Here is a 17,573-nt window from a genome sequence, read left to right as displayed (position 1 = left end):
TTGGTCAGTCTTTTATGATTTTTGGAATCGCCTTTTTTGGCGACTTGTGCTCGTTAATAAAGCTGACTAAAACAGTCAACATAAATTCCTAGTCGTCCGTACGACCGCCGCCAGCAGTACACCGCGTTCAACGGTGGCCGTGCCAGCCCGACACCCATGACAATCGAAGATGGAAAAACCCATGACGGAACAGGTGCTTCTGGCCCCGGATCAAATTCGTGCAGCCTATGCTAAAAACACCGGAAAACGTGACCGCGATTTGGCGGAATCACTTGGAATAACCGAAGGTCAACTCGTTGCGGCGTTTGCGGGTATCGACGTAACGCGGCTTTCGGCAAGCCTTGATGACATCTTCCCGATGCTCAACGGGCTGGGTGAGGTCATGGCGCTGACGCGCAACCTCTCTTGCGTCATTGAAAAGGTCGGGCAATACGACAACTACCACTCCGGTGCGCATGCTTCGATGGTTCTGACCGAAGAGATTGACCTGCGCATGTTCCCCGGCCAATGGGTCCACGCCTTTGCCATCGAACGAGAAACGGACAAAGGGACAAAGCGATCCCTTCAGGTTTTTGATGCCGCCGGAGATGCGGTGCACAAGATCTTTCTGCGCGATGGCTCTGACCTGAACCACTGGGACGAACTTGTCAGCAAATTGAAGGCGAATGACCAGTCCCAGACTCTGAGTGTCGAGCCGCGAAAGCCAACCGGGGCCGCCAAAGTGAACACCGACAAGGTCGAACTTCTGCGATCGGAATGGGCCAAGATGACGGATACACACCAGTTCCTGCGTCTGACCTCAAAGCTCAAGATGAACCGATTGGGCGCCTACCGCGTCGCTGGTGAACCGCTGGTTCGCGCGCTAGAACCGGCAACGGTTTCCCAAATGTTCGAACAAGTCCGAGACCAAGGGCTTGAGGTTATGGTCTTCGTCGGCAACCGGGGGTGCATCGAAATTCACGGTGGGTCGGTTGAGACGCTTAAACAGATGGGTCCGTGGTTCAACGTGCTTGATCCGCGCTTCAATTTGCACCTGCGCTCAGACCATATTGCCGAGGTTTGGGCCGTGACCAAACCCACCCAACGCGGTCCCGCCGTGTCAGTTGAGGCGTTCGATGCCGAAGGTGGTCTTATTCTGCAGATATTTGGTCGCCGTTCAGGCGAAAACGATCACCGCCCGGCCTGGGACCAACTGGTGGCAGGCCTGCAATCCAAAAAAGAAACCGAGGTGGCGTGATGAGCCCCCTTTGCAGGTTTTCGTCGGTCGTCGCGCTAGCCGGCGCGCTGATCGGAACATCAGCCATCGCAGCAGATGAGCCAGAACCCAACCGCATCATCGCCATCGGCAGTTCCGTGACAGAGATCGTCTATGCCCTGGGTCAGCAGGACCGCCTTGTTGGGCGGGACCGGACCTCGACCTACCCGGTTGATGTGTTGGACCTGCCCGATGTCGGCTATATTCGTGCGCTGTCCCCCGAAGGGGTCTTGTCGGTGAAACCCGATCTGATCGTGGCGCTGGAAGGATCCGGTCCGCCCGAAGCGGTAGAGGTTCTGAAAGAGGCTGGCGTGCCGTTCGTTTCGATCAGTGAGGACTATTCACGCGACGGCGTGGTGGAAAAAATCCGGGCTGTCGGGGCCGCCCTGGGTGTCGAAGATGCCGCCGAAGAACTTGCCACTCAGACCGGTGCCAAGATTGACGGGGCCCATTCGAATGCAGTTGATGCTTCGGTGGGCGGCACACTCCGGGTTCTGTTTATCCTGTCGGCTCGGGATAATCGCATCATGGTTGGCGGCGCGGACACACAGGCGGACAGTATCATCCGTCTGGCTGGCGGCGTGAACGCGGCTGGGAACGTATCGGGTTTTAAACCCATGACACCCGAAGCGATCGCCACAACCGCGCCGGACGTGATTCTGATGATGGATCGACAAGGCAACCACATCACCGCCAATGAAGACCTGTTTGCCATGCCAGCCATCAAGCTAACGCCCGCTGGACAGAAAAAACGTCTAATCCGCATGCAGGGGGCCTATCTGCTGGGCTTTGGCCCCCGAACGGCCGAGGCGATTGCTGATCTGTCGGCGGAATTGCAGAGAAGAAGCGGCTCATGACCCTTGCAATGGATCACGATGGCCTGAACGTGGCCGGGCGCGACCGGCGGGTGACGGCGCGCCGAGTCACTCTGGCCCTTATGGCGCTGTTGGTCTTCACCAGCATCTGCAGCATCTCGGTCGGCGCGTCGGACGCATCCGTTCGCGCAGCATTCACGGACCTGATTGCAGGGCGGGACATGTCGGACCTCGACCGGATCGTCCTGTGGGATATCCGACTGCCCCGGCTGGCGATGGGAGTTCTTGTCGGCGCCGCTTTGGCGGTTTCCGGCGTGGTGATGCAGGGCCTGTTTCGCAACCCTTTGGCTGACCCCGGAATTGTGGGCGTCAGCGCAGGTGCCGGTCTGGGCGCGATTTCCGCGATCATCCTCGGTGCGTACCTGCCCGCCTCCATTCTGGCCTGGGTCGGTAATAGCTTGGTCGCCGTGGCGGCATTTCTGGGCGGGTGGACGTCCGTCTTGCTGCTCTATCGCGTTTCAACACGAGGCGGGCAAACATCGGTTGCAACCATGCTGTTGGCAGGGATCGCGTTGGGTGCGCTGTCGGGCGCTGTGTCCGGGGTTCTGGTCTACATGGCCGATGACCAACAGCTGCGCGACCTGACGTTCTGGGGCATGGGCTCGCTGGCCGGCGCAACATGGACCAAAGCAGCCACGGCCGCTCCGATCATCTTGATTTCCGTGTTCACGGCCCAGTTCCTTGCCCGTGCGCTGAACGGCATGGCGATGGGCGAAGCCGTGGCGCACCACATGGGAATCCCGGTTCAGCGCAGCAAAAACATCGCCATTCTGGCCGTGGCCGGCGCGACCGGAGCCGCCGTCGCAGTCTCCGGAGGCATTAGCTTCATCGGTATCGTTGTGCCGCATCTGCTGCGGTTGGCGACCGGACCGGACCACCACCGCCTGTTGATGAACTCGGCCCTGTTAGGGGCTAGCTTACTGCTGTGTGCAGACATGATCAGTCGCCTGATCGTGGCACCGGCCGAACTGCCGATTGGCATCGTAACTGCAATCTTAGGCGCACCGGTCTTCCTGTGGATTCTGCTGCGGCGTCACGGAACAATGGGAATGTAAGTGATGAAGGGCGAAAACATACACGTCAAACTCGGCCGTAAGGAGATTCTCCACGGCGTGGACTTTGACGCAGAACCCGGAAAAGTTACAGCCATCATCGGCCCGAATGGCTCGGGAAAATCTACGTTACTCAAAGCCTTATCAGGCGAACTTGAATCTTATGGAGCGATTTCTCTGAACGGGCACAGCATGTCCGAGCTGAAGCCTTGGCAATTGGCTGCAATGCGCGGGGTTCTCCCGCAATCGTCAACCGTTGCATTTCCCTTCACCGTGCTCGAGATCGTCCGGCTGGGCCTAGCAAACGGGCTAGCAGCGGCGGATGACAGTCTGCCAGCGCAGGCCCTGGCCTATGTCGACCTCGCTGGGTTTGAGCACCGGTCTTATCAGAACCTTTCGGGGGGTGAGCAGCAACGGGTTCAGCTTGCCCGCGTTCTGACCCAAGTCTGGGACGCGACATACCACGATCAACCCAGATGGCTGTTGCTGGACGAACCCGTTGCAAGCCTGGACATTGCGCATCAGTTCACTGTGCTGGGCGTCGCAAGAAACTTCGCCACACAAGGCGGCGGCGTTGTTGTGGTTATGCACGACCTGAACCTGACGGCGCTGTTTGCCGACTATGTGTACGTCATATCGGAAGGATCTGTTTGGGGCTCAGGCACACCAACTGCGATCCTGAACGACCAGACTATGCAGCAGGTTTATGGTATCGACTTGCCGGTCAGCACCCTTCCTAAGGCTCAAGTTCCGTTCATTCTACCGCAGGCCATGACGGCTTAAGAACAATACTGTGGCGGGCATTTTCTTTAGACTTAGATGCGCGCCCCGTCGTTGCATTGAACCTAGACGCCATAGCGACTGAGGATCATGGCGACGCTGCTTTCTATGGTCGCGGTCATCTCGGCTTCATTCAGAACATTACCAGTGAAAACCATGGGCCAGAAAGCTCTGGACTTAATCAGGCCGATGAATTCCTGTCCCGCCTGTTCGGGGTTTTCGATCCGCAACTGCCCGTCTTCGGCTGCATCCCTCAGCATCTCGATAAAGATCGCTGTTTTGTCCAGTTTGCCTTGCGCAGCGGCAGCAAGATCAGGGTTGCGCAGGGTTTCGCTGATCACCATCCGCGCCATCGCCATCACTTCGGGCAGCATCAGAATGCGCCCCTCGGCCCAGGCCAGATCGGTCAGCTGTTTACGAATGTCGCGCCCTTTTTCATAGCGGATGTCCCGAACGGCCGCGAACCGGTTAGACAGTTCCAACACGATGGATCTAAACAGGTTTTCCTTGCTTTCAAAGTACTTGTACAGCGTGCGCTTGGACACTTCGGCCTGCGCAGAAATGCGATCCATGCTGGCAGCGGCGAACCCCTTTTCTTGGAATTCCGCTACGGCCGCTTCGATGATCTGGGCATGTTTGGACGCATTCGGCGCTGTGCATTCGTTCATATTTTAAAGCTATAGACCCATTGACAGATCAAGGTCAAACACTACGTAAACTCTCCAGTTTACACGCGCGGATTTCTGGCCTAGTGTAAACCCGCCAGTTTACCGACTCAGGTAACCAGCCCAACACGGAGAGCCCCCTCATGGCACTGACATTAAAACTGAACGGCGAAACCCACTCGGTCGACGCCGAACCCGGCACGCCCCTGCTATGGGTGATCCGGGACGAGCTTAAGCTGACCGGAACCAAATTCGGCTGCGGTGTCGCATCTTGCGGAGCGTGCACCGTGCACCTGAACGGCGAGCCTGTGCGCTCGTGCCAGACTTATATCGAAGATGTCGAAGATGCCGAGATCACTACAATCGAGGCGGTTGGAGACGAAAAAATCGGCGCGGCCATTCAACAAGCTTGGGTCGAGCTGGACGTGGTCCAGTGCGGCTATTGCCAGTCGGGTCAGGTGATGTCGGCGGTTGGACTATTGTCCGAAAACCCCAAACCCAGCGTCGAAGAGATTGACGATTACATGCATGGCAACGCCTGCCGTTGCGCCACCTATCAACGCATTCGCGCCGGCATCCAGCGCGCATCTGAAATTCTGGAGGCCTGATCCATGACCATCAACACCTCCCGCCGTGGATTTCTGAAAGGTGCCGCTGCTGCCGGTGCCGTACTGCTGGTTGGCGCTCACCCTGATGGGGCGCTGGCGGCTGCTTCGTCAGAGGCCGCTCAATTCAACCCATTCGTGAAGATCGATGCCGACGGCACTGTTACAGCCATCGTAAAACACTTTGAAAAGGGCCAAGGTCCGGCAACCGGGCTGCCGACGCTGATCGCAGAGGAAATCGGCCTGACCATGGACCAGATCGAATACGAATTCGCGCCATCCAACCCGCAGGTCTATAACAACCTGCTGTTCGGTCCCTTCCAGGGCACTGGCGGATCAACCGCAATGGCGAATTCGTGGATGCAATACCGTCAGGCAGGTGCGGCGGCGCGTGAGATGCTGATCAATGCCGCCGCGCAAAGCTGGGGCCTGGACGCATCCGGCATCACCATTGAGGAAGGTATCGTCAAGGCAGGCGACAAATCGGCCCCAATCGCTGAATTCGTGGCCGCGGCCTCTCAACTGGAGGCCCCGGCCGAGCCGCGCCTGAAAGACCCGTCAGAGTTCCGTCTGATCGGAAACGAAACGGTGCGCCGCAAGGATTCGGCCATCAAGGGCAACGGTCAGGCAATGTACGCGATGGACGTCCATCTGCCGAACCAGATGGTCGCCATGATCAAGCGCCCTGAATCGAAGGGTGGCATCGCAAGCGGCTTTGACGACAGCGCGTCAAAAGAGGTCAAAGGCTATATCAGTGCCGCCATCCTGCCCAATCAGGCTGGTGTCGCTGTCTATGCCGACAACACCTGGGCCGCCATTCAGGCGCGCGACGCGCTTGAGGTAGACTGGGACATGTCCGGATCAGAGACCCGCGACTCGGACCAGATCAAGGCCGAAATCATGGCCGCTCTGGACGCCGAAGCCACGTATAACGTGAACAAGGCGGATGTCGCAGCGGTGTCCGCGGCCATTGATAGCGCGGACAAGGTCGTTGAAAAGACCTTCTATTTCCCGCTTTTGGCACATGCCCCGATGGAACCGTTGAACTGCACCATCGAGCAAACTGCCGAAGGTGACATTGTCCTGCACGATGGTGCCCAGATGCCGACCGGCCCGCATATGGCCTATCAGCAGATCTTCCAACTGCCGCCAGAAAAGATTCACATCAAAACAATGCTGGCCGGCGGATCCTTTGGACGGCGGGCGACGCCAGATGCGGATTATCAGGTTGAGGCCGCGCTGGCCTTTGTGGTCACCGACCGCTCGCGCCCGGTCAAACTGGTGTGGACCCGCGAAGATGATATCCGCAGCGGTTACTACCGCCCTGCCTTCGGACACAGGGTGCGCGTTGGCCTGGACGCCGATGGCAAAATCGTCGGCTGGCAGCATCAGGTCGCCGGTCAGTCGGTCATTAAGGGCACACCGTTTGAGGCCGTCGCGGTACATGACGGCGTCGACCACAGCTCTGTCGAGGGCATTGCCGACAGCCCGTATGACATCCCCGGAATGGCGTTGGGTCTAACCGACACCCCCAAGGCAACAACGGTTCTATGGTGGCGCTCGGTGGGGCACACGCACACCGGATATGTCATGGAGACGATGATGGATACCGTTGCCGAGGCCGCAGATCGTGACCCGGTAGAGTTCCGTCTGTCCCATCTGTCGGATACCAACAACGCGGATCAGCAACGCAAGGCAGAAGTTCTGAAGTTGGCTGTTGAGAAGGCCGGTTGGGGGAATGCTCCTGCGGGTCGCGCACAAGGTATCGCGGTGCATAAGTCCTTTGGGTCCTATGCCGCACAGGTTGTTGAGGTGTCCGGTGATCCGGAAAACGGCATCAAGATCGAGATGGTCACATGCGCCGTGGATTGCGGGATTGCTGTGAACCCCGACGTGGTGCGCGCGCAGATGGAAGGCGGTATCGGATATGGTATCGGCCACGTCATGCGTGATCAGATCACGCTGACCCAAGGCGCCGTGGATCAGTACAACTTCCCTGATTATGAACCGCTGCGCATCGGCGATATTGCCGAGATTGACGTTCATATCGTGCCTTCCGCCGAAGCCCCCACTGGTGTTGGAGAACCCGGCACACCGCCTTCGGCCCCCGCGCTGGCTAATGCGATCCGGGCGCTTTCCGGCGTGAAAGTCACCACTCTGCCGATGGTGGAAAACGGCGTCAGCTTCGTCTGACGGCCAACCCCGCGCCTGTCCCACTGGACGTGCGCGGGGTTTTTCTCAGCCAAAGAAAATTTGATCAAATTTCGTGACAACAGGTCACTCCTCTATTACACCTCGGGTAGCCAGAGTAATGGAGTCAGTGATGGATCTGAGCGCCCTGCACAGTTTTCGCATTGCCGCATGTGACCTGAATGGTCAGATGCGAGGCAAGCGTGTGCCGCCCTCTTACGCCGACAAGCTGGACAAAGGCACGCTGCGCATGCCGTTTTCAGCGTTGAATGTCGACCTGTGGGGCGCGGATATCGACGGCAGCCCGCTGGTATTCGAATCCGGTGACGCAGATGGTGTCTTGCTTCCGACCGACCGCGGCCCGGTGCCAGTGCCTTGGCTGGAAACGGAAACCGCCCTTGTCCCCATGTGCCTGTATGACGACGAAGGCACCCCGTTTGCTGGCGACCCCAGGCATGCACTTGCCTCTGTCCTTGATCGCTATGCACAGCGCGGCTGGTCGGTCATTGCGGCGACAGAGCTGGAGTTCACCTTGCTAGACGCCTCGGGTGCGCATCCGCAGCCGCCGGTCAATCCTGTGACCCGGCGACGACTGGAGGATGAAGCAGTCCTGTCGATGGCCGAAATGGATGCCTTCGATGCGTTCTTCACCGACCTTTATGACGGGTGCGCTGCGATGGATATTCCCGCGCAGACCGCCATCTCGGAAAGCGGTATCGGCCAGTTCGAAATCAACCTGAATCACCAAAACGCCATGCGCTGTGCCGATGATACATGGCTTTTCAAGACCTTGGCGCGTGGCCTTGCCCGCAAACACGGGTTCACCGCAACCTTCATGGCGAAACCCTACGCCGATGATGCTGGCAACGGGATGCATGTCCATTTCTCGGTCGTGGACCAACACGGCCGAAACGTTTTCGATAATGGCGGCCCCGAAGGCACCGATCTACTGCGTTGGGCCGTGGCGGGATGCCTGACCGCGATGCCCGGATGTACGCTTGTCTTTGCGCCGCACGGGAATTCATACACGCGCCTGGTCCCGGGCGCGCACGCCCCGACCGGTGCGTGCTGGGCCTATGAAAACCGCACTGCCGCTGTGCGCATTCCCGGTGGTGCTTCGGCCGCACGGCGGATCGAACACCGCGTCGCCGGTGGGGACATCAACCCCTATCTGATGTTGGCCGCTGTTCTGGGGGCCGCTATGAACGGCATCGAAGATCAGTCGGAACCGCCTGCCCCGATTTCGGGCAATGCCTATGAGGTCGACGGGCTGCCGCAATTGGCTGCCGACTGGACCCAAGCCATTGCAGCATTCGAAACAGACCCCAATGTCGCGCGCATCTTTCCGGCCGACCTGATCCGCTATTTCGCCATGACCAAGCGACAGGAAATCAAGCGGTTCGCCGAGCGTCCATCCGAAAACCATTGGCTGAGTTATGTCGAAGCCGTATGAGCCCCCTTGCCCGCCCGCATCCGCTGGGCTAGAATAAATTTGATCAAATTTGGTGACCCATGAAAATCGGCATCCTACTGACCGGCCATCCACCTGATGAACTGCAGGACAAATTCAGCGAATATGACGCGATGTTTGCCGCGCTGCTGGACGGCAACGGTTTTACCTACGAAACCTTCGCCGTTGTAGACGGCCAATTCCCCAAGGACGCGTTTCAGGCTGATGGCTGGATCATCACCGGCTCGCGCCATGGCGCGTATGAAGATCATGCGTGGATACCACCGCTCGAGGATCTGATCCGCGCCATTCAACGCAGCGGCCGTCCGCTGATCGGTGTGTGCTTTGGCCACCAGATCATCGCGCAGGCGCTTGGCGGCAAAGTCGAAAAATTCACCGGTGGCTGGGCCGTCGGGCGCACCGAATATGACTTGGAAGGCCAATCCGTCACCCTGAATGCCTGGCATCAGGATCAGGTGGTTGAGCTGCCCGAAGGCGCGCGTGTGATCGGCACCAACGACTTTTGCCGCAATGCGATGGTAAGTTATGGCGACAACATCTGGACCGTGCAGGCCCACCCGGAATACGGCGATGCCTTTATCCAGGGCCTGATGGAAACGCGCGGCAAGGGTGTGGTTCCCGACCCGTTGATGGAAGCTGCCGCTAACCGGCTGCCCGGCCCCGACGACAACGCGACCATCGGACGGCACATGGCAGAATTTCTGAAGAAAGAGAGGGCCTGATGGCCGACTGGACAGACCAGCTGCCAGAAGCAGCAAGAACCTATATCTCCGGCCACCGGCTGGATGAGGTCGAATGCATCATCTCGGACTTGCCGGGCATTGCGCGCGGCAAGGCCGTACCTGCCAGCAAGTTCGCGCGGCAGACTTATTTCCACCTGCCCGACAGCATCTTTTATCAAACCATCACCGGCGATTGGGGCGAAGCAGCGGGTGAAGACGGCTTTATCGAGCGGGACATGATCTTGAAACCTGATTTCTCGACCGTATCTGCCGCGCCGTGGACGGGTGACTGGACATTGCAGGTTATTCACGACGCCTACGATCGGGACGATAAGCCGATCCCTTTCAGCCCGCGAAATGTTCTGAAACGCGTCGTGCAGCTGTATCATGACAAGGGATGGAAACCGGTCGTAGCACCGGAAATGGAGTTCTTTCTGGTCGCCCCCAATGTCGACCCGGCACAGGGCATCAAACCGATGATGGGCCGTTCGGGTCGTCCGGCAGCCGCGCGGCAGGCCTATTCGATGACCGCGGTGGACGAGTTCGGACCTGTGATCGACGACATCTATGATTTTGCTGAACATCAAGGGTTCGAGATTGACGGCATCACGCAGGAAGGCGGCGCGGGTCAGTTGGAGATTAACCTGCGCCATGGCGACCCGGTCAAGCTGGCTGACGAAGTGTTCTACTTCAAACGTCTGATCCGCGAGGCCGCGCTGCGCCACAACTGCTTTGCTACCTTCATGGCGAAACCGATCGAGGATGAGCCGGGCTCGGCCATGCACATCCACCACTCGATTATCGACATGGAAACAGGCCAGAACATCTTTTCCGGTCCTCAAGGCGGTGAAACGGATGCGTTCTACAACTTCATTGCCGGGTTGCAGAACCACCTGCCAGCTGGTCTGGCCGTGATGGCCCCATACGTGAATTCCTACCGCCGTTATGTGAAAGACCACGCCGCGCCGATCAATCTGGAATGGGCGCGCGACAACCGTACCACCGGCATTCGCGTACCCCTGTCCGGCCCCGAGGCCCGCCGCGTGGAAAACCGGATCGCCGGCATGGATTGCAACCCCTATCTGGGCATCGCGTTGTCTCTGGCCTGTGGTTATCTGGGCCTGACCCGGCAAGAGCGCCCGCGCCGCCAATTCTATGGTGACGCCTATGAGGGCGAAGGTGATATCCCGCAGGTTATGGGCAACGCTTTGGACCTGTTTGATGAGGCCACTGCCTTGCACGAAGTTCTGGGCCCTGAGTTCGCCCGCGTCTATGGCATCGTCAAACGGGCCGAATACGAGGAATTCCTGCAGGTCATCTCTCCGTGGGAGCGCGAGCATCTGCTGATGAATGTCTGAGGCACCCGATGAACCTGCTTTATTCCAATGACCGCAAGGCCGAGTACCCGGCCAGCTGGTACGCTGCGACGGCCAATCCGGTGGATCGCTTCCCCGCGCTGTCCGGCGATGTGAAGGCTGATGTTTGCATTGTCGGCGGCGGGTATACCGGCCTGTCCGCCGCATTGCATCTGGCCGAAGCAGGGTTCGATGTTGTTCTGCTTGAGGCGCACCGCGTTGGCTTTGGGGCCTCGGGCCGCAATGGCGGGCAATTGGGCAGCGCACAGCGGATGGATCAGGAAGACCTCGAGCGGCTGGTCGGCGATGATGACGCCGCCAAGCTGTGGGACCTAGCCGAAGACGCAAAAGATCTGGTCAAGTCCCTGATCGCGAAGCACCAGATCGACTGTGATCTGAAACCCGGCGTAGCCGTTCTGGGCCTCAGCAATGGTGAACAGCAAGAGCTTCACGATCACGCGGCACATCTGTCCGACCGCTATGGTTATGACCAGATGGAGGTTCTGGACGAAGGCGCAGGTCAGGCATTGTGTCCTTCGCCCTCTTATCGGGGCGGCTATCTGGATATGGGCGCGGCGCATCTGCATCCGCTGAATTTTGCGTTGGGGCTGGCTCAGGCAGCGGCAAAAGCAGGCGTACGCATCTATGAAAGCACCGAGGTTCTTGGCGTCGAAGAAACCACCCCAGCCGTTGTGAAATCCGCGCAGGGCAATGTGACGGCAGACCACGTCATTCTGGCCTGCAACGGATATCTCGGCGATCTGAACCGCAAGGTGGCCACCAAGGTCATGCCCATCAACAACTTCATCGCCGCGACCGAGCCTTTGGGCGCGGATGCCGCCCGCGTTCTGACAAAAGACGTGGCTGTCGCCGACACCAAGTTCGTGGTGAATTACTTCCGCCTTAGCGCCGATGGCCGCCTGCTGTTCGGCGGCGGCGAAAGCTACGGCTACCGTTTTCCCAGTGACATCACGGCAACAGTGCGCAAACCGATGACCGAGATTTTCCCGCACTTGAGGGATGTAAAGATCGACTACGCTTGGGGCGGCACTCTGGCCATCACAATGCGTCGGATGCCGTATCTGACGCGGATCGCGCCCAATATCCTTTCCGCGTCGGGTTATTCCGGGCACGGGGTCGGCACGGCCACGCATGCGGGCCAACTGATGGCACTGGCCATCCGGGGGCAAGCCGAAGGGTTCGACACGATGGCCCGCGTCCCCGCCATGCCCTTTCCAGGAGGCCCTGCCCTGCGCAGCCCTCTGCTGGTGCTGGCGATGACATGGTTCGCGCTGCGGGACCGGTTGGGTTTCTGACCTTTAGGAATTTTGGCATATCGGTGAAATTTCGCCTTAGGGGCGAATGAGGGCTTGGCTTGCATTTCGTTTAGCTTTAACTTTCCCAAAGATAGAATTTGGGAAAATCAAATATGACGCTTCCGCCAAACGTTCATGCCGCCGAACCAATCCCCCCAGCAGCAAAAGAAGCCATCGACGCCCTGATGCAGTCAGGCGATCTGTTTCGCTATACCGCACCGCAGGACGCGCCGGTTGCCTTGCTTGAGGCCGAGTTTGCCAAGCTGCTGGGCAGTAAATACGCGCTGGCCGTTTCGTCCTGCTCGGCTGCCCTGTTCCTGTCGCTCAAGGCGCTCGGCCTCCCGCGGGATGCGCGGGTTTTGATCCCCGGTTTCACCTTCGCCGCCGTTCCGTCCTCGGTCGTGCATGCGGACTGCATTCCGGTGCTGTGCGAAGTGGGTGAGAATTACCGCATCGACATGTCGGATTTCGAGGCCAAGCTGGACGGAGTTCAGGCCGTGATCATCAGCCACATGCGCGGCCACACTTCAGACATGGACGCCATCATGGCGCTGTGTGACGCGCGCGGCATCCCTGTGATCGAGGACGCGGCGCACTCGCTGGGCACAACCTGGCATGGGCGCAATATCGGAACGATTGGCAAGATCGGCTGCTTCTCATTTCAGTCCTACAAGATGATCAACGCGGGCGAAGGCGGTATTCTGATCACCGACGACGCCGATCTGGTGGCGCAAGCCGTGATCATGTCGGGCGCGTATGAACATAACTGGAAGAAGCATAAGGGACCGCAAGGCGACAACTCGCCCGAGTTGGAGCAGGCATTTGCTCGCTGGCAGAACCAATTGCCGCTCTATAATTTGCGGATGAGCAATCTGAGCGCTGCGGTGATCCGGCCCCAAATCCCGGAACTTGCGCGTCGTGTGCGTGATGGCCTGTCCAACCACGACTATGTAGCAGACCGGCTGAATACATCGCCCCATATCGATGTCCCCGCCCCACTAGCGCCTGAACGCCGGGCACCGGATTCTATTCAGTTCAACCTTGTGGACATGGACGACAACGAAATCCGCGCCTTTGCTGCGGCAGCTGAGGCGCGGGGCGTCAAAGTTCAGGTCTTTGGCCTGAGCCAGGACAACGCACGCGCATTCTGGAACTGGAAATTCCTGCCGGAAAAGTTCGAGCTACCGCAAACCCGCACAATGCTTATGAAAGCCTGCGACGTACGGCTGCCTGTCCGCCTGACGCGCGAAGAGCTGGACGTGATTTCGGATATCCTGCTGGCGTCTGTGGGCGAGGTTACAGGCCCGGTTCCTGTCTACGGAACCTGACGACGACTAAGGTCCAAGGTCAAACAGATCGACCGGCAAAAACAGTGCTGTGATCCCCTTGGGGGTTTCAGCCACGCGGGATAGGATTCCGACAACCTGCAATTCGGTTTCCGTCCTAACCAACAAAGGCGCACCAGAATCGCCCATCATGACCGGACATGTCGCCAGCAAAACCCCGCTTGAATGGCGGTGCGGTTGGCAGGTTTTTGTTTTGCTCAGCACATGGGGCCGGATACCGGGATACCCCGCAACAAACGTGCTAGTGGCGCTATCATCCCCCAGCGGCAGATAGCCGACTTGCTGCCCAATCGGCGCGCTGAGTTCCAGAACCGCCCAATCCAGGTCTGCTCTGTCATCAAACCGACCTTCAACGCCCTGTTCGGGATGGAGCCGATACCCTTTCACGCGTGAAACCGCAGCAGCTTCTCCGCGCTGATAACCGGCGGCGAAACGGATGCTTGAGGGTGGAATCCACCGCTGACGCGGTGTGTTGTACAGGCAATGCGCGGCGGTCAGGACAAGATTGTCCGAAACAAGAACACCGGTGCAGTGAGACTTCTGATCCCGACTGGCAAAATTAACACGTCCAATCGCCCGCCACGGGGGCTGATCGGCCGCAAGAATTTCGCGTGCACGAATCGCATCACATCCGGCTTCGGCCCGTGTCCCCAATGTACAAACTTGGGTCCACTGGTCCGAGAAAACACCTTGCGACGACGCGGGTTGCATCCAAAGTAGCGTGATACTCAGGATCAACCAGCGCATCTTGGGCCACGTCAGTTAAGCTTGGACAGCTTTTGCTGCAGTTCCGCCAACTGTTTTTTGATGTCGTCCAAATCTTCCTTGGGCTCGGATTTGGCGTCATCGTCTTTGTCCGGACCGGACCATCCGCCGGACAGACCACCTGTCATGGCTTTCAGGAATGCTTGCTGCTGCGCCTGAATTGCATCGAATCCCGGCATCTGAGACATCGGATTCATCGCGCTCATGTTTTCCATCATCTTGCTCTGGTTTTCCCGCAGCATCTCGAATGAGCTTTGTAGGAATTGCGGCATCACACCGCCACCCGGCAGCATGTAGCTGCGCACAAGATCGTTCAGCACATTGACCGGCAGCACATTTTCGCCGCGGCTTTCGTGTTCAGCAATGATTTGCAGCAGATATTGCCGCGTCAGATCATCACCTGACTTCAGGTCTATGATCTGTACTTCGCGCCCGTCCCGAATAAACGACGCAATGTCTTCAAGCGTGACGTAGTCGCTGGTCTCGGTGTTATACAGCCGACGGCTGGCGTAACGTTTGATCAACAGTGGTTTTTCTTGTTCCGACACCGTTTACCCTCCCCAAGGATGATGCATTGCAGCAGAGATTATGCGAGCGCAGCACAAAAAGAAAGGGCAGGTCTTTCGACCTGCCCTGCGCGATAGCACCGATTGGGAGGAGTGGGTGCGCCTCGCGGCGTTTGCTTACTTGGCAGCAGTTGCTTTCTTGGCAGCTGCGGTCACGTCGTTGGTGGCTTTTTTGACAGCCGCGGTTGTGTCTTCGGCTACGTCTTTGCCAGCTGCCATCAGCAGCTCAACGGTTTCGGACTGAACTTTTTTCGCGATCTCTGCGAAGGCTGCCATGTTTTCAGCTGCAACTTCAGCCGATGCGCTGGCGAAGTCGGTGGCCGCTTTGGCGTAGTCTGCAGGCTCTGCCTTGGCTTTCGACATCTCGGTCAGCTTGGCCAGGGTGTCCTTGGTCCATTTGTTCGAGATCTCAGCCGACTTTTCAGCCGCTTCCAGTGCAACACCCGACAGCTTTTCGTTCAGCGTCGCGGTCGATTTGAAAGCTCCTTCCAGAGCGGTGGTGTCAACGGGGAACGCGCCCATAACGTCTTTCAGGGTCGCGGTGAAATCTTGCGTCTTTGCCATTGTCCTAAATCCTTTTGCCGAACCGGGCCCACCCCGGTTTTCATCAGCTTGAGGACAATATGGATGCCGCAATGCAGCATTGCAAGATTTTTCTTGCTGCATTGCAGAATTTTTCCACGAAATAATTTAAAATCAACCGCTTGCCTTGACCCGTACATAGGTCCCCGGCGCCGGCGCCAAGCTGGGGTGGCCCGAATCGCCGGGCGTGGGCGCTGGCACCTGTTTGCCTGACCGCTTCTTCAACCAAGCCTCCCACCGGGGCCACCAGGACCCTTCGTGATACGTGGCCTCTTTTAGCCAGGTTTCGGGGTCTGCCTTCAAATCGGTGTTGGTGTAATGCCCGTATTTCTTCTTGCTGGGCGGGTTCACGATTCCGGCGATATGCCCCGATTCCGAGACGATGAAGGTCTTTGACTGCGACCCCATCTGCTGCACTCCGCGATAACACGCCTTCCACGCCGCGATGTGATCGGTCTCGCAGGTGATCGCCATCAGCGGCACGTCCACGTCGCGAACATGCAGCTTGTGCCCCAGCAATTCGAACCCGTCGGTGACGAAGTCATTGCGCTGACATAGGCCGCGCAGGTACTGAACCGCCATGCGGCCGGGCAGATTGGCCCCGTCCCCGTTCCAGAACAGCAGATCAAACGCGGGCGGTGTCTCACCCATCATATAACTGCGGATCGCAGGCCCATAGATCAGGTCCTTTGAGCGCAGAAATGACATCGTGCGCCCGATGATCCACGCTTTTAGTACACCGTCCTCCGAGATCTGATCCTCGATCCCGTCCACAAAGTCGTTCTGCAGGAAGGGCGTGAACTCTCCCTGGTCTCCAAAGTCGGTCAGGGCCGTGAAGAACGTGGCCGACTTAATCGACTTGTCGCCGCGTTGCTTGAGCAGCGACAGCGTCAGGCTGAGCGTGGTGCCCGCGATGCAGTAACCGACAGCGTTGACCTGTTTGACCTTGCAGATCGATTTGACCTCTTCGATCGCGGTCAGGAATCCCTCCTGGATATAATCCTCCATGCCAATATCGGCGTGGGATTCATTGGCGTTCACCCAGCTGACCACAAACAGGGTATAGCCCTGCTCGGTCACCCATTTGATCAGGCTGTTCTGCGCCTTGAGGTCCAGAATGTAGAACTTGTTGATCCAGGGCGGGAACAGCACCAGCGGTGTTTCGTGCACCGTCTCGGTCGCCGGTTTGTACTGGATCAGCTCCATCAGCCGGTTGCGATAGATCACATCGCCGGGCGTTGTCGCGATATTGCCGCCAACCTCAAAGGCGCTGTCATCGGCCAGCTTCACCACCATCTCACCGTCATTAGCCTCGAGATCGGCCACGAGGTTTTCCAGCCCCTGGATCAGTGACTGGCCTTCCGTCTCAACCGCCTTTTCCAGCGCATCCGGGTTGGTCGCCAGAAAGTTCGTCGGAGACATCATGTCGATGATCTGCTGCGAGAAGAACGCCAGCCGCTGCTTGTCCTGCACATCCAGATCCTCGACCGAAGCCACTGCTTGCGCGATGGCTTCGGCATTGGTCTGATATTGCTGGCGGATGAATTTGAAATACGGGTTTGTCTCCCACAGAGGGTTGGAAAACCGCTTGTCCCGGGGGGCGGAGGCGGCCTCTTCCGCCTCCTCGCCGCTCACCAGCGCCTGCTGCGCCTCGGCAAAGTTCAGAACAGACTGGCCCCAGAACTCGATCTGCTGCTCCAACAGCTTGGCCGGGTTCTGCATCGCCTCAGCCCAATACGCCGATGCTGCCTTTGCATAAAGCTCTTGATTCGGACCGTCTAACGCTGGGTTATGACCCTTCTTTCCCGACATCGCATCAACAAGCCGCTTCGAAAGCTCCTCCACCTTGTCCATATTTTCTTTAAGCCTCTCAAGGTGTTCCGGGGATAGCTCCTGTGTCTGGTGTTCACTTGTTGTCATTTTAACAATTCCCCCTTAACCTCGCTGCTATGCAGAATAATCGTCGTGGGCTTGGGGAACAAAGCGACGAATGGTCCGACACTCACACCGGCAGCCAGGAGGCCCCCT

At 58.4% G+C, this 17,573-nt stretch carries 16 protein-coding genes; 11 read left to right on the top strand and 5 right to left on the bottom strand.

Annotated features, from left to right (window positions below; genetic code table 11):
* Positions 1–181 precede the first annotated feature (181 nt).
* Genes AC2FFH_RS07560 through AC2FFH_RS07545 form a run of 4 tightly spaced genes read left to right on the top strand, consistent with a single transcriptional unit; the run spans position 182 to position 3,965 of the window.
* Complete coding sequence (locus tag AC2FFH_RS07560) at positions 182–1,237, top strand: hemin-degrading factor (RefSeq protein WP_496766909.1); 1,056 nt, start codon at positions 182–184, stop codon at positions 1,235–1,237.
* A complete protein-coding gene (locus AC2FFH_RS07555) occupies positions 1,237–2,112 on the top strand; it encodes a heme/hemin ABC transporter substrate-binding protein (RefSeq protein ID WP_496844123.1) in 876 nt (291 codons plus the stop codon). Before AC2FFH_RS07560 ends, AC2FFH_RS07555 begins: the two co-directional genes overlap by 1 nt.
* Positions 2,109–3,185, top strand: a complete 1,077-nt coding sequence (locus tag AC2FFH_RS07550) for a FecCD family ABC transporter permease (RefSeq protein WP_496766907.1) — start codon at positions 2,109–2,111, stop codon at positions 3,183–3,185. Before AC2FFH_RS07555 ends, AC2FFH_RS07550 begins: the two co-directional genes overlap by 4 nt.
* Positions 3,186–3,188: 3 nt before the next feature.
* Positions 3,189–3,965 carry a heme ABC transporter ATP-binding protein gene (locus tag AC2FFH_RS07545; RefSeq protein ID WP_496766906.1) on the top strand — a complete coding sequence of 259 codons (777 nt, stop codon included), beginning with the start codon at positions 3,189–3,191 and terminating at the stop codon, positions 3,963–3,965.
* A 62-nt stretch (positions 3,966–4,027) separates the two neighbouring features.
* Here AC2FFH_RS07545 and AC2FFH_RS07540 read toward each other — a convergent pair whose 3' ends face one another.
* Complete coding sequence (locus tag AC2FFH_RS07540) at positions 4,028–4,630, bottom strand: TetR/AcrR family transcriptional regulator (protein ID WP_496737727.1); 603 nt, start codon at positions 4,628–4,630, stop codon at positions 4,028–4,030.
* Positions 4,631–4,770: 140 nt separating this feature from the next.
* On the opposite strand from AC2FFH_RS07540, the gene AC2FFH_RS07535 reads away from it, so the two are divergent.
* The 7 genes from AC2FFH_RS07535 to AC2FFH_RS07505 all read left to right on the top strand — a co-directional run bounded on the left by AC2FFH_RS07535 (position 4,771) and on the right by AC2FFH_RS07505 (position 13,614).
* On the top strand, positions 4,771–5,235 hold the full coding sequence (locus AC2FFH_RS07535; protein ID WP_496777622.1) for a (2Fe-2S)-binding protein: 465 nt from the start codon (positions 4,771–4,773) through the stop codon (positions 5,233–5,235).
* 3 nt (positions 5,236–5,238) lie between these two features.
* A complete protein-coding gene (locus tag AC2FFH_RS07530) occupies positions 5,239–7,425 on the top strand; it encodes a xanthine dehydrogenase family protein molybdopterin-binding subunit (RefSeq protein ID WP_496844120.1) in 2,187 nt (728 codons plus the stop codon).
* Positions 7,426–7,555: 130 nt separating this feature from the next.
* The gene (locus AC2FFH_RS07525) at positions 7,556–8,875 is read left to right on the top strand and encodes a glutamine synthetase family protein (protein WP_496844118.1); all 1,320 of its coding nucleotides are present in this window, start codon (positions 7,556–7,558) and stop codon (positions 8,873–8,875) included.
* Between the two features lie 59 nt (positions 8,876–8,934).
* A complete protein-coding gene (locus AC2FFH_RS07520; RefSeq protein ID WP_496766902.1) occupies positions 8,935–9,615 on the top strand; it encodes a type 1 glutamine amidotransferase in 681 nt (226 codons plus the stop codon).
* A complete protein-coding gene (locus tag AC2FFH_RS07515) occupies positions 9,615–10,973 on the top strand; it encodes a glutamine synthetase family protein (RefSeq protein ID WP_496844116.1) in 1,359 nt (452 codons plus the stop codon). Before AC2FFH_RS07520 ends, AC2FFH_RS07515 begins: the two co-directional genes overlap by 1 nt.
* 8 nt (positions 10,974–10,981) lie before the next feature.
* Positions 10,982–12,286, top strand: coding sequence for an NAD(P)/FAD-dependent oxidoreductase (locus AC2FFH_RS07510; RefSeq protein WP_496844114.1), 1,305 nt, complete (start codon positions 10,982–10,984; stop codon positions 12,284–12,286).
* A gap of 113 nt (positions 12,287–12,399) precedes the next feature.
* Positions 12,400–13,614 (top strand): DegT/DnrJ/EryC1/StrS family aminotransferase, encoded by a 1,215-nt coding sequence (locus AC2FFH_RS07505; protein WP_496766899.1) that lies wholly within the window; start codon positions 12,400–12,402, stop codon positions 13,612–13,614.
* Between the two features lie 6 nt (positions 13,615–13,620).
* Here the strand turns inward: AC2FFH_RS07505 and AC2FFH_RS07500 are convergent, their stop codons facing one another.
* The 4 genes from AC2FFH_RS07500 to AC2FFH_RS07485 all read right to left on the bottom strand — a co-directional run bounded on the left by AC2FFH_RS07500 (position 13,621) and on the right by AC2FFH_RS07485 (position 17,465).
* Complete coding sequence (locus AC2FFH_RS07500) at positions 13,621–14,379, bottom strand: trypsin-like serine peptidase (RefSeq protein WP_496844112.1); 759 nt, start codon at positions 14,377–14,379, stop codon at positions 13,621–13,623.
* 11 nt (positions 14,380–14,390) lie between these two features.
* A complete protein-coding gene (phaR, locus tag AC2FFH_RS07495; protein ID WP_496723607.1) occupies positions 14,391–14,945 on the bottom strand; it encodes a polyhydroxyalkanoate synthesis repressor PhaR in 555 nt (184 codons plus the stop codon).
* Positions 14,946–15,080: 135 nt separating this feature from the next.
* Positions 15,081–15,527: a phasin family protein gene (locus AC2FFH_RS07490; RefSeq protein ID WP_058274073.1), complete on the bottom strand. Its 447-nt coding sequence runs from the start codon at positions 15,525–15,527 to the stop codon at positions 15,081–15,083.
* Positions 15,528–15,659: 132 nt separating this feature from the next.
* Positions 15,660–17,465: a PHA/PHB synthase family protein gene (locus AC2FFH_RS07485; protein WP_496766897.1), complete on the bottom strand. Its 1,806-nt coding sequence runs from the start codon at positions 17,463–17,465 to the stop codon at positions 15,660–15,662.
* Between the last annotated feature and the right edge of the window lie 108 nt (positions 17,466–17,573).

Source organism: Ruegeria sp. YTSC003, assembly GCF_059609785.1.
Note: the sequence above shows the minus strand (reverse complement) of the source record. Positions and strands in the feature narration are given on the sequence as shown.

Bases quoted from the DNA above. Each gene is read 5' to 3' on its own strand.
- AC2FFH_RS07560 (WP_496766909.1), top strand. From the start codon at position 182: ATGACGGAACAGGTGCTTCTGGCCCCGGATCAAATTCGTGCAGCCTAT.
- AC2FFH_RS07555 (WP_496844123.1), top strand. From the start codon at position 1,237: ATGAGCCCCCTTTGCAGGTTTTCGTCGGTCGTCGCGCTAGCCGGCGCG.
- AC2FFH_RS07550 (WP_496766907.1), top strand. From the start codon at position 2,109: ATGACCCTTGCAATGGATCACGATGGCCTGAACGTGGCCGGGCGCGAC.
- AC2FFH_RS07545 (WP_496766906.1), top strand. From the start codon at position 3,189: ATGAAGGGCGAAAACATACACGTCAAACTCGGCCGTAAGGAGATTCTC.
- AC2FFH_RS07540 (WP_496737727.1), bottom strand. From the start codon at position 4,630: ATGAACGAATGCACAGCGCCGAATGCGTCCAAACATGCCCAGATCATC.
- AC2FFH_RS07535 (WP_496777622.1), top strand. From the start codon at position 4,771: ATGGCACTGACATTAAAACTGAACGGCGAAACCCACTCGGTCGACGCC.
- AC2FFH_RS07530 (WP_496844120.1), top strand. From the start codon at position 5,239: ATGACCATCAACACCTCCCGCCGTGGATTTCTGAAAGGTGCCGCTGCT.
- AC2FFH_RS07525 (WP_496844118.1), top strand. From the start codon at position 7,556: ATGGATCTGAGCGCCCTGCACAGTTTTCGCATTGCCGCATGTGACCTG.
- AC2FFH_RS07520 (WP_496766902.1), top strand. From the start codon at position 8,935: ATGAAAATCGGCATCCTACTGACCGGCCATCCACCTGATGAACTGCAG.
- AC2FFH_RS07515 (WP_496844116.1), top strand. From the start codon at position 9,615: ATGGCCGACTGGACAGACCAGCTGCCAGAAGCAGCAAGAACCTATATC.
- AC2FFH_RS07510 (WP_496844114.1), top strand. From the start codon at position 10,982: ATGAACCTGCTTTATTCCAATGACCGCAAGGCCGAGTACCCGGCCAGC.
- AC2FFH_RS07505 (WP_496766899.1), top strand. From the start codon at position 12,400: ATGACGCTTCCGCCAAACGTTCATGCCGCCGAACCAATCCCCCCAGCA.
- AC2FFH_RS07500 (WP_496844112.1), bottom strand. From the start codon at position 14,379: ATGCGCTGGTTGATCCTGAGTATCACGCTACTTTGGATGCAACCCGCG.
- AC2FFH_RS07490 (WP_058274073.1), bottom strand. From the start codon at position 15,527: ATGGCAAAGACGCAAGATTTCACCGCGACCCTGAAAGACGTTATGGGC.
- AC2FFH_RS07485 (WP_496766897.1), bottom strand. From the start codon at position 17,465: ATGACAACAAGTGAACACCAGACACAGGAGCTATCCCCGGAACACCTT.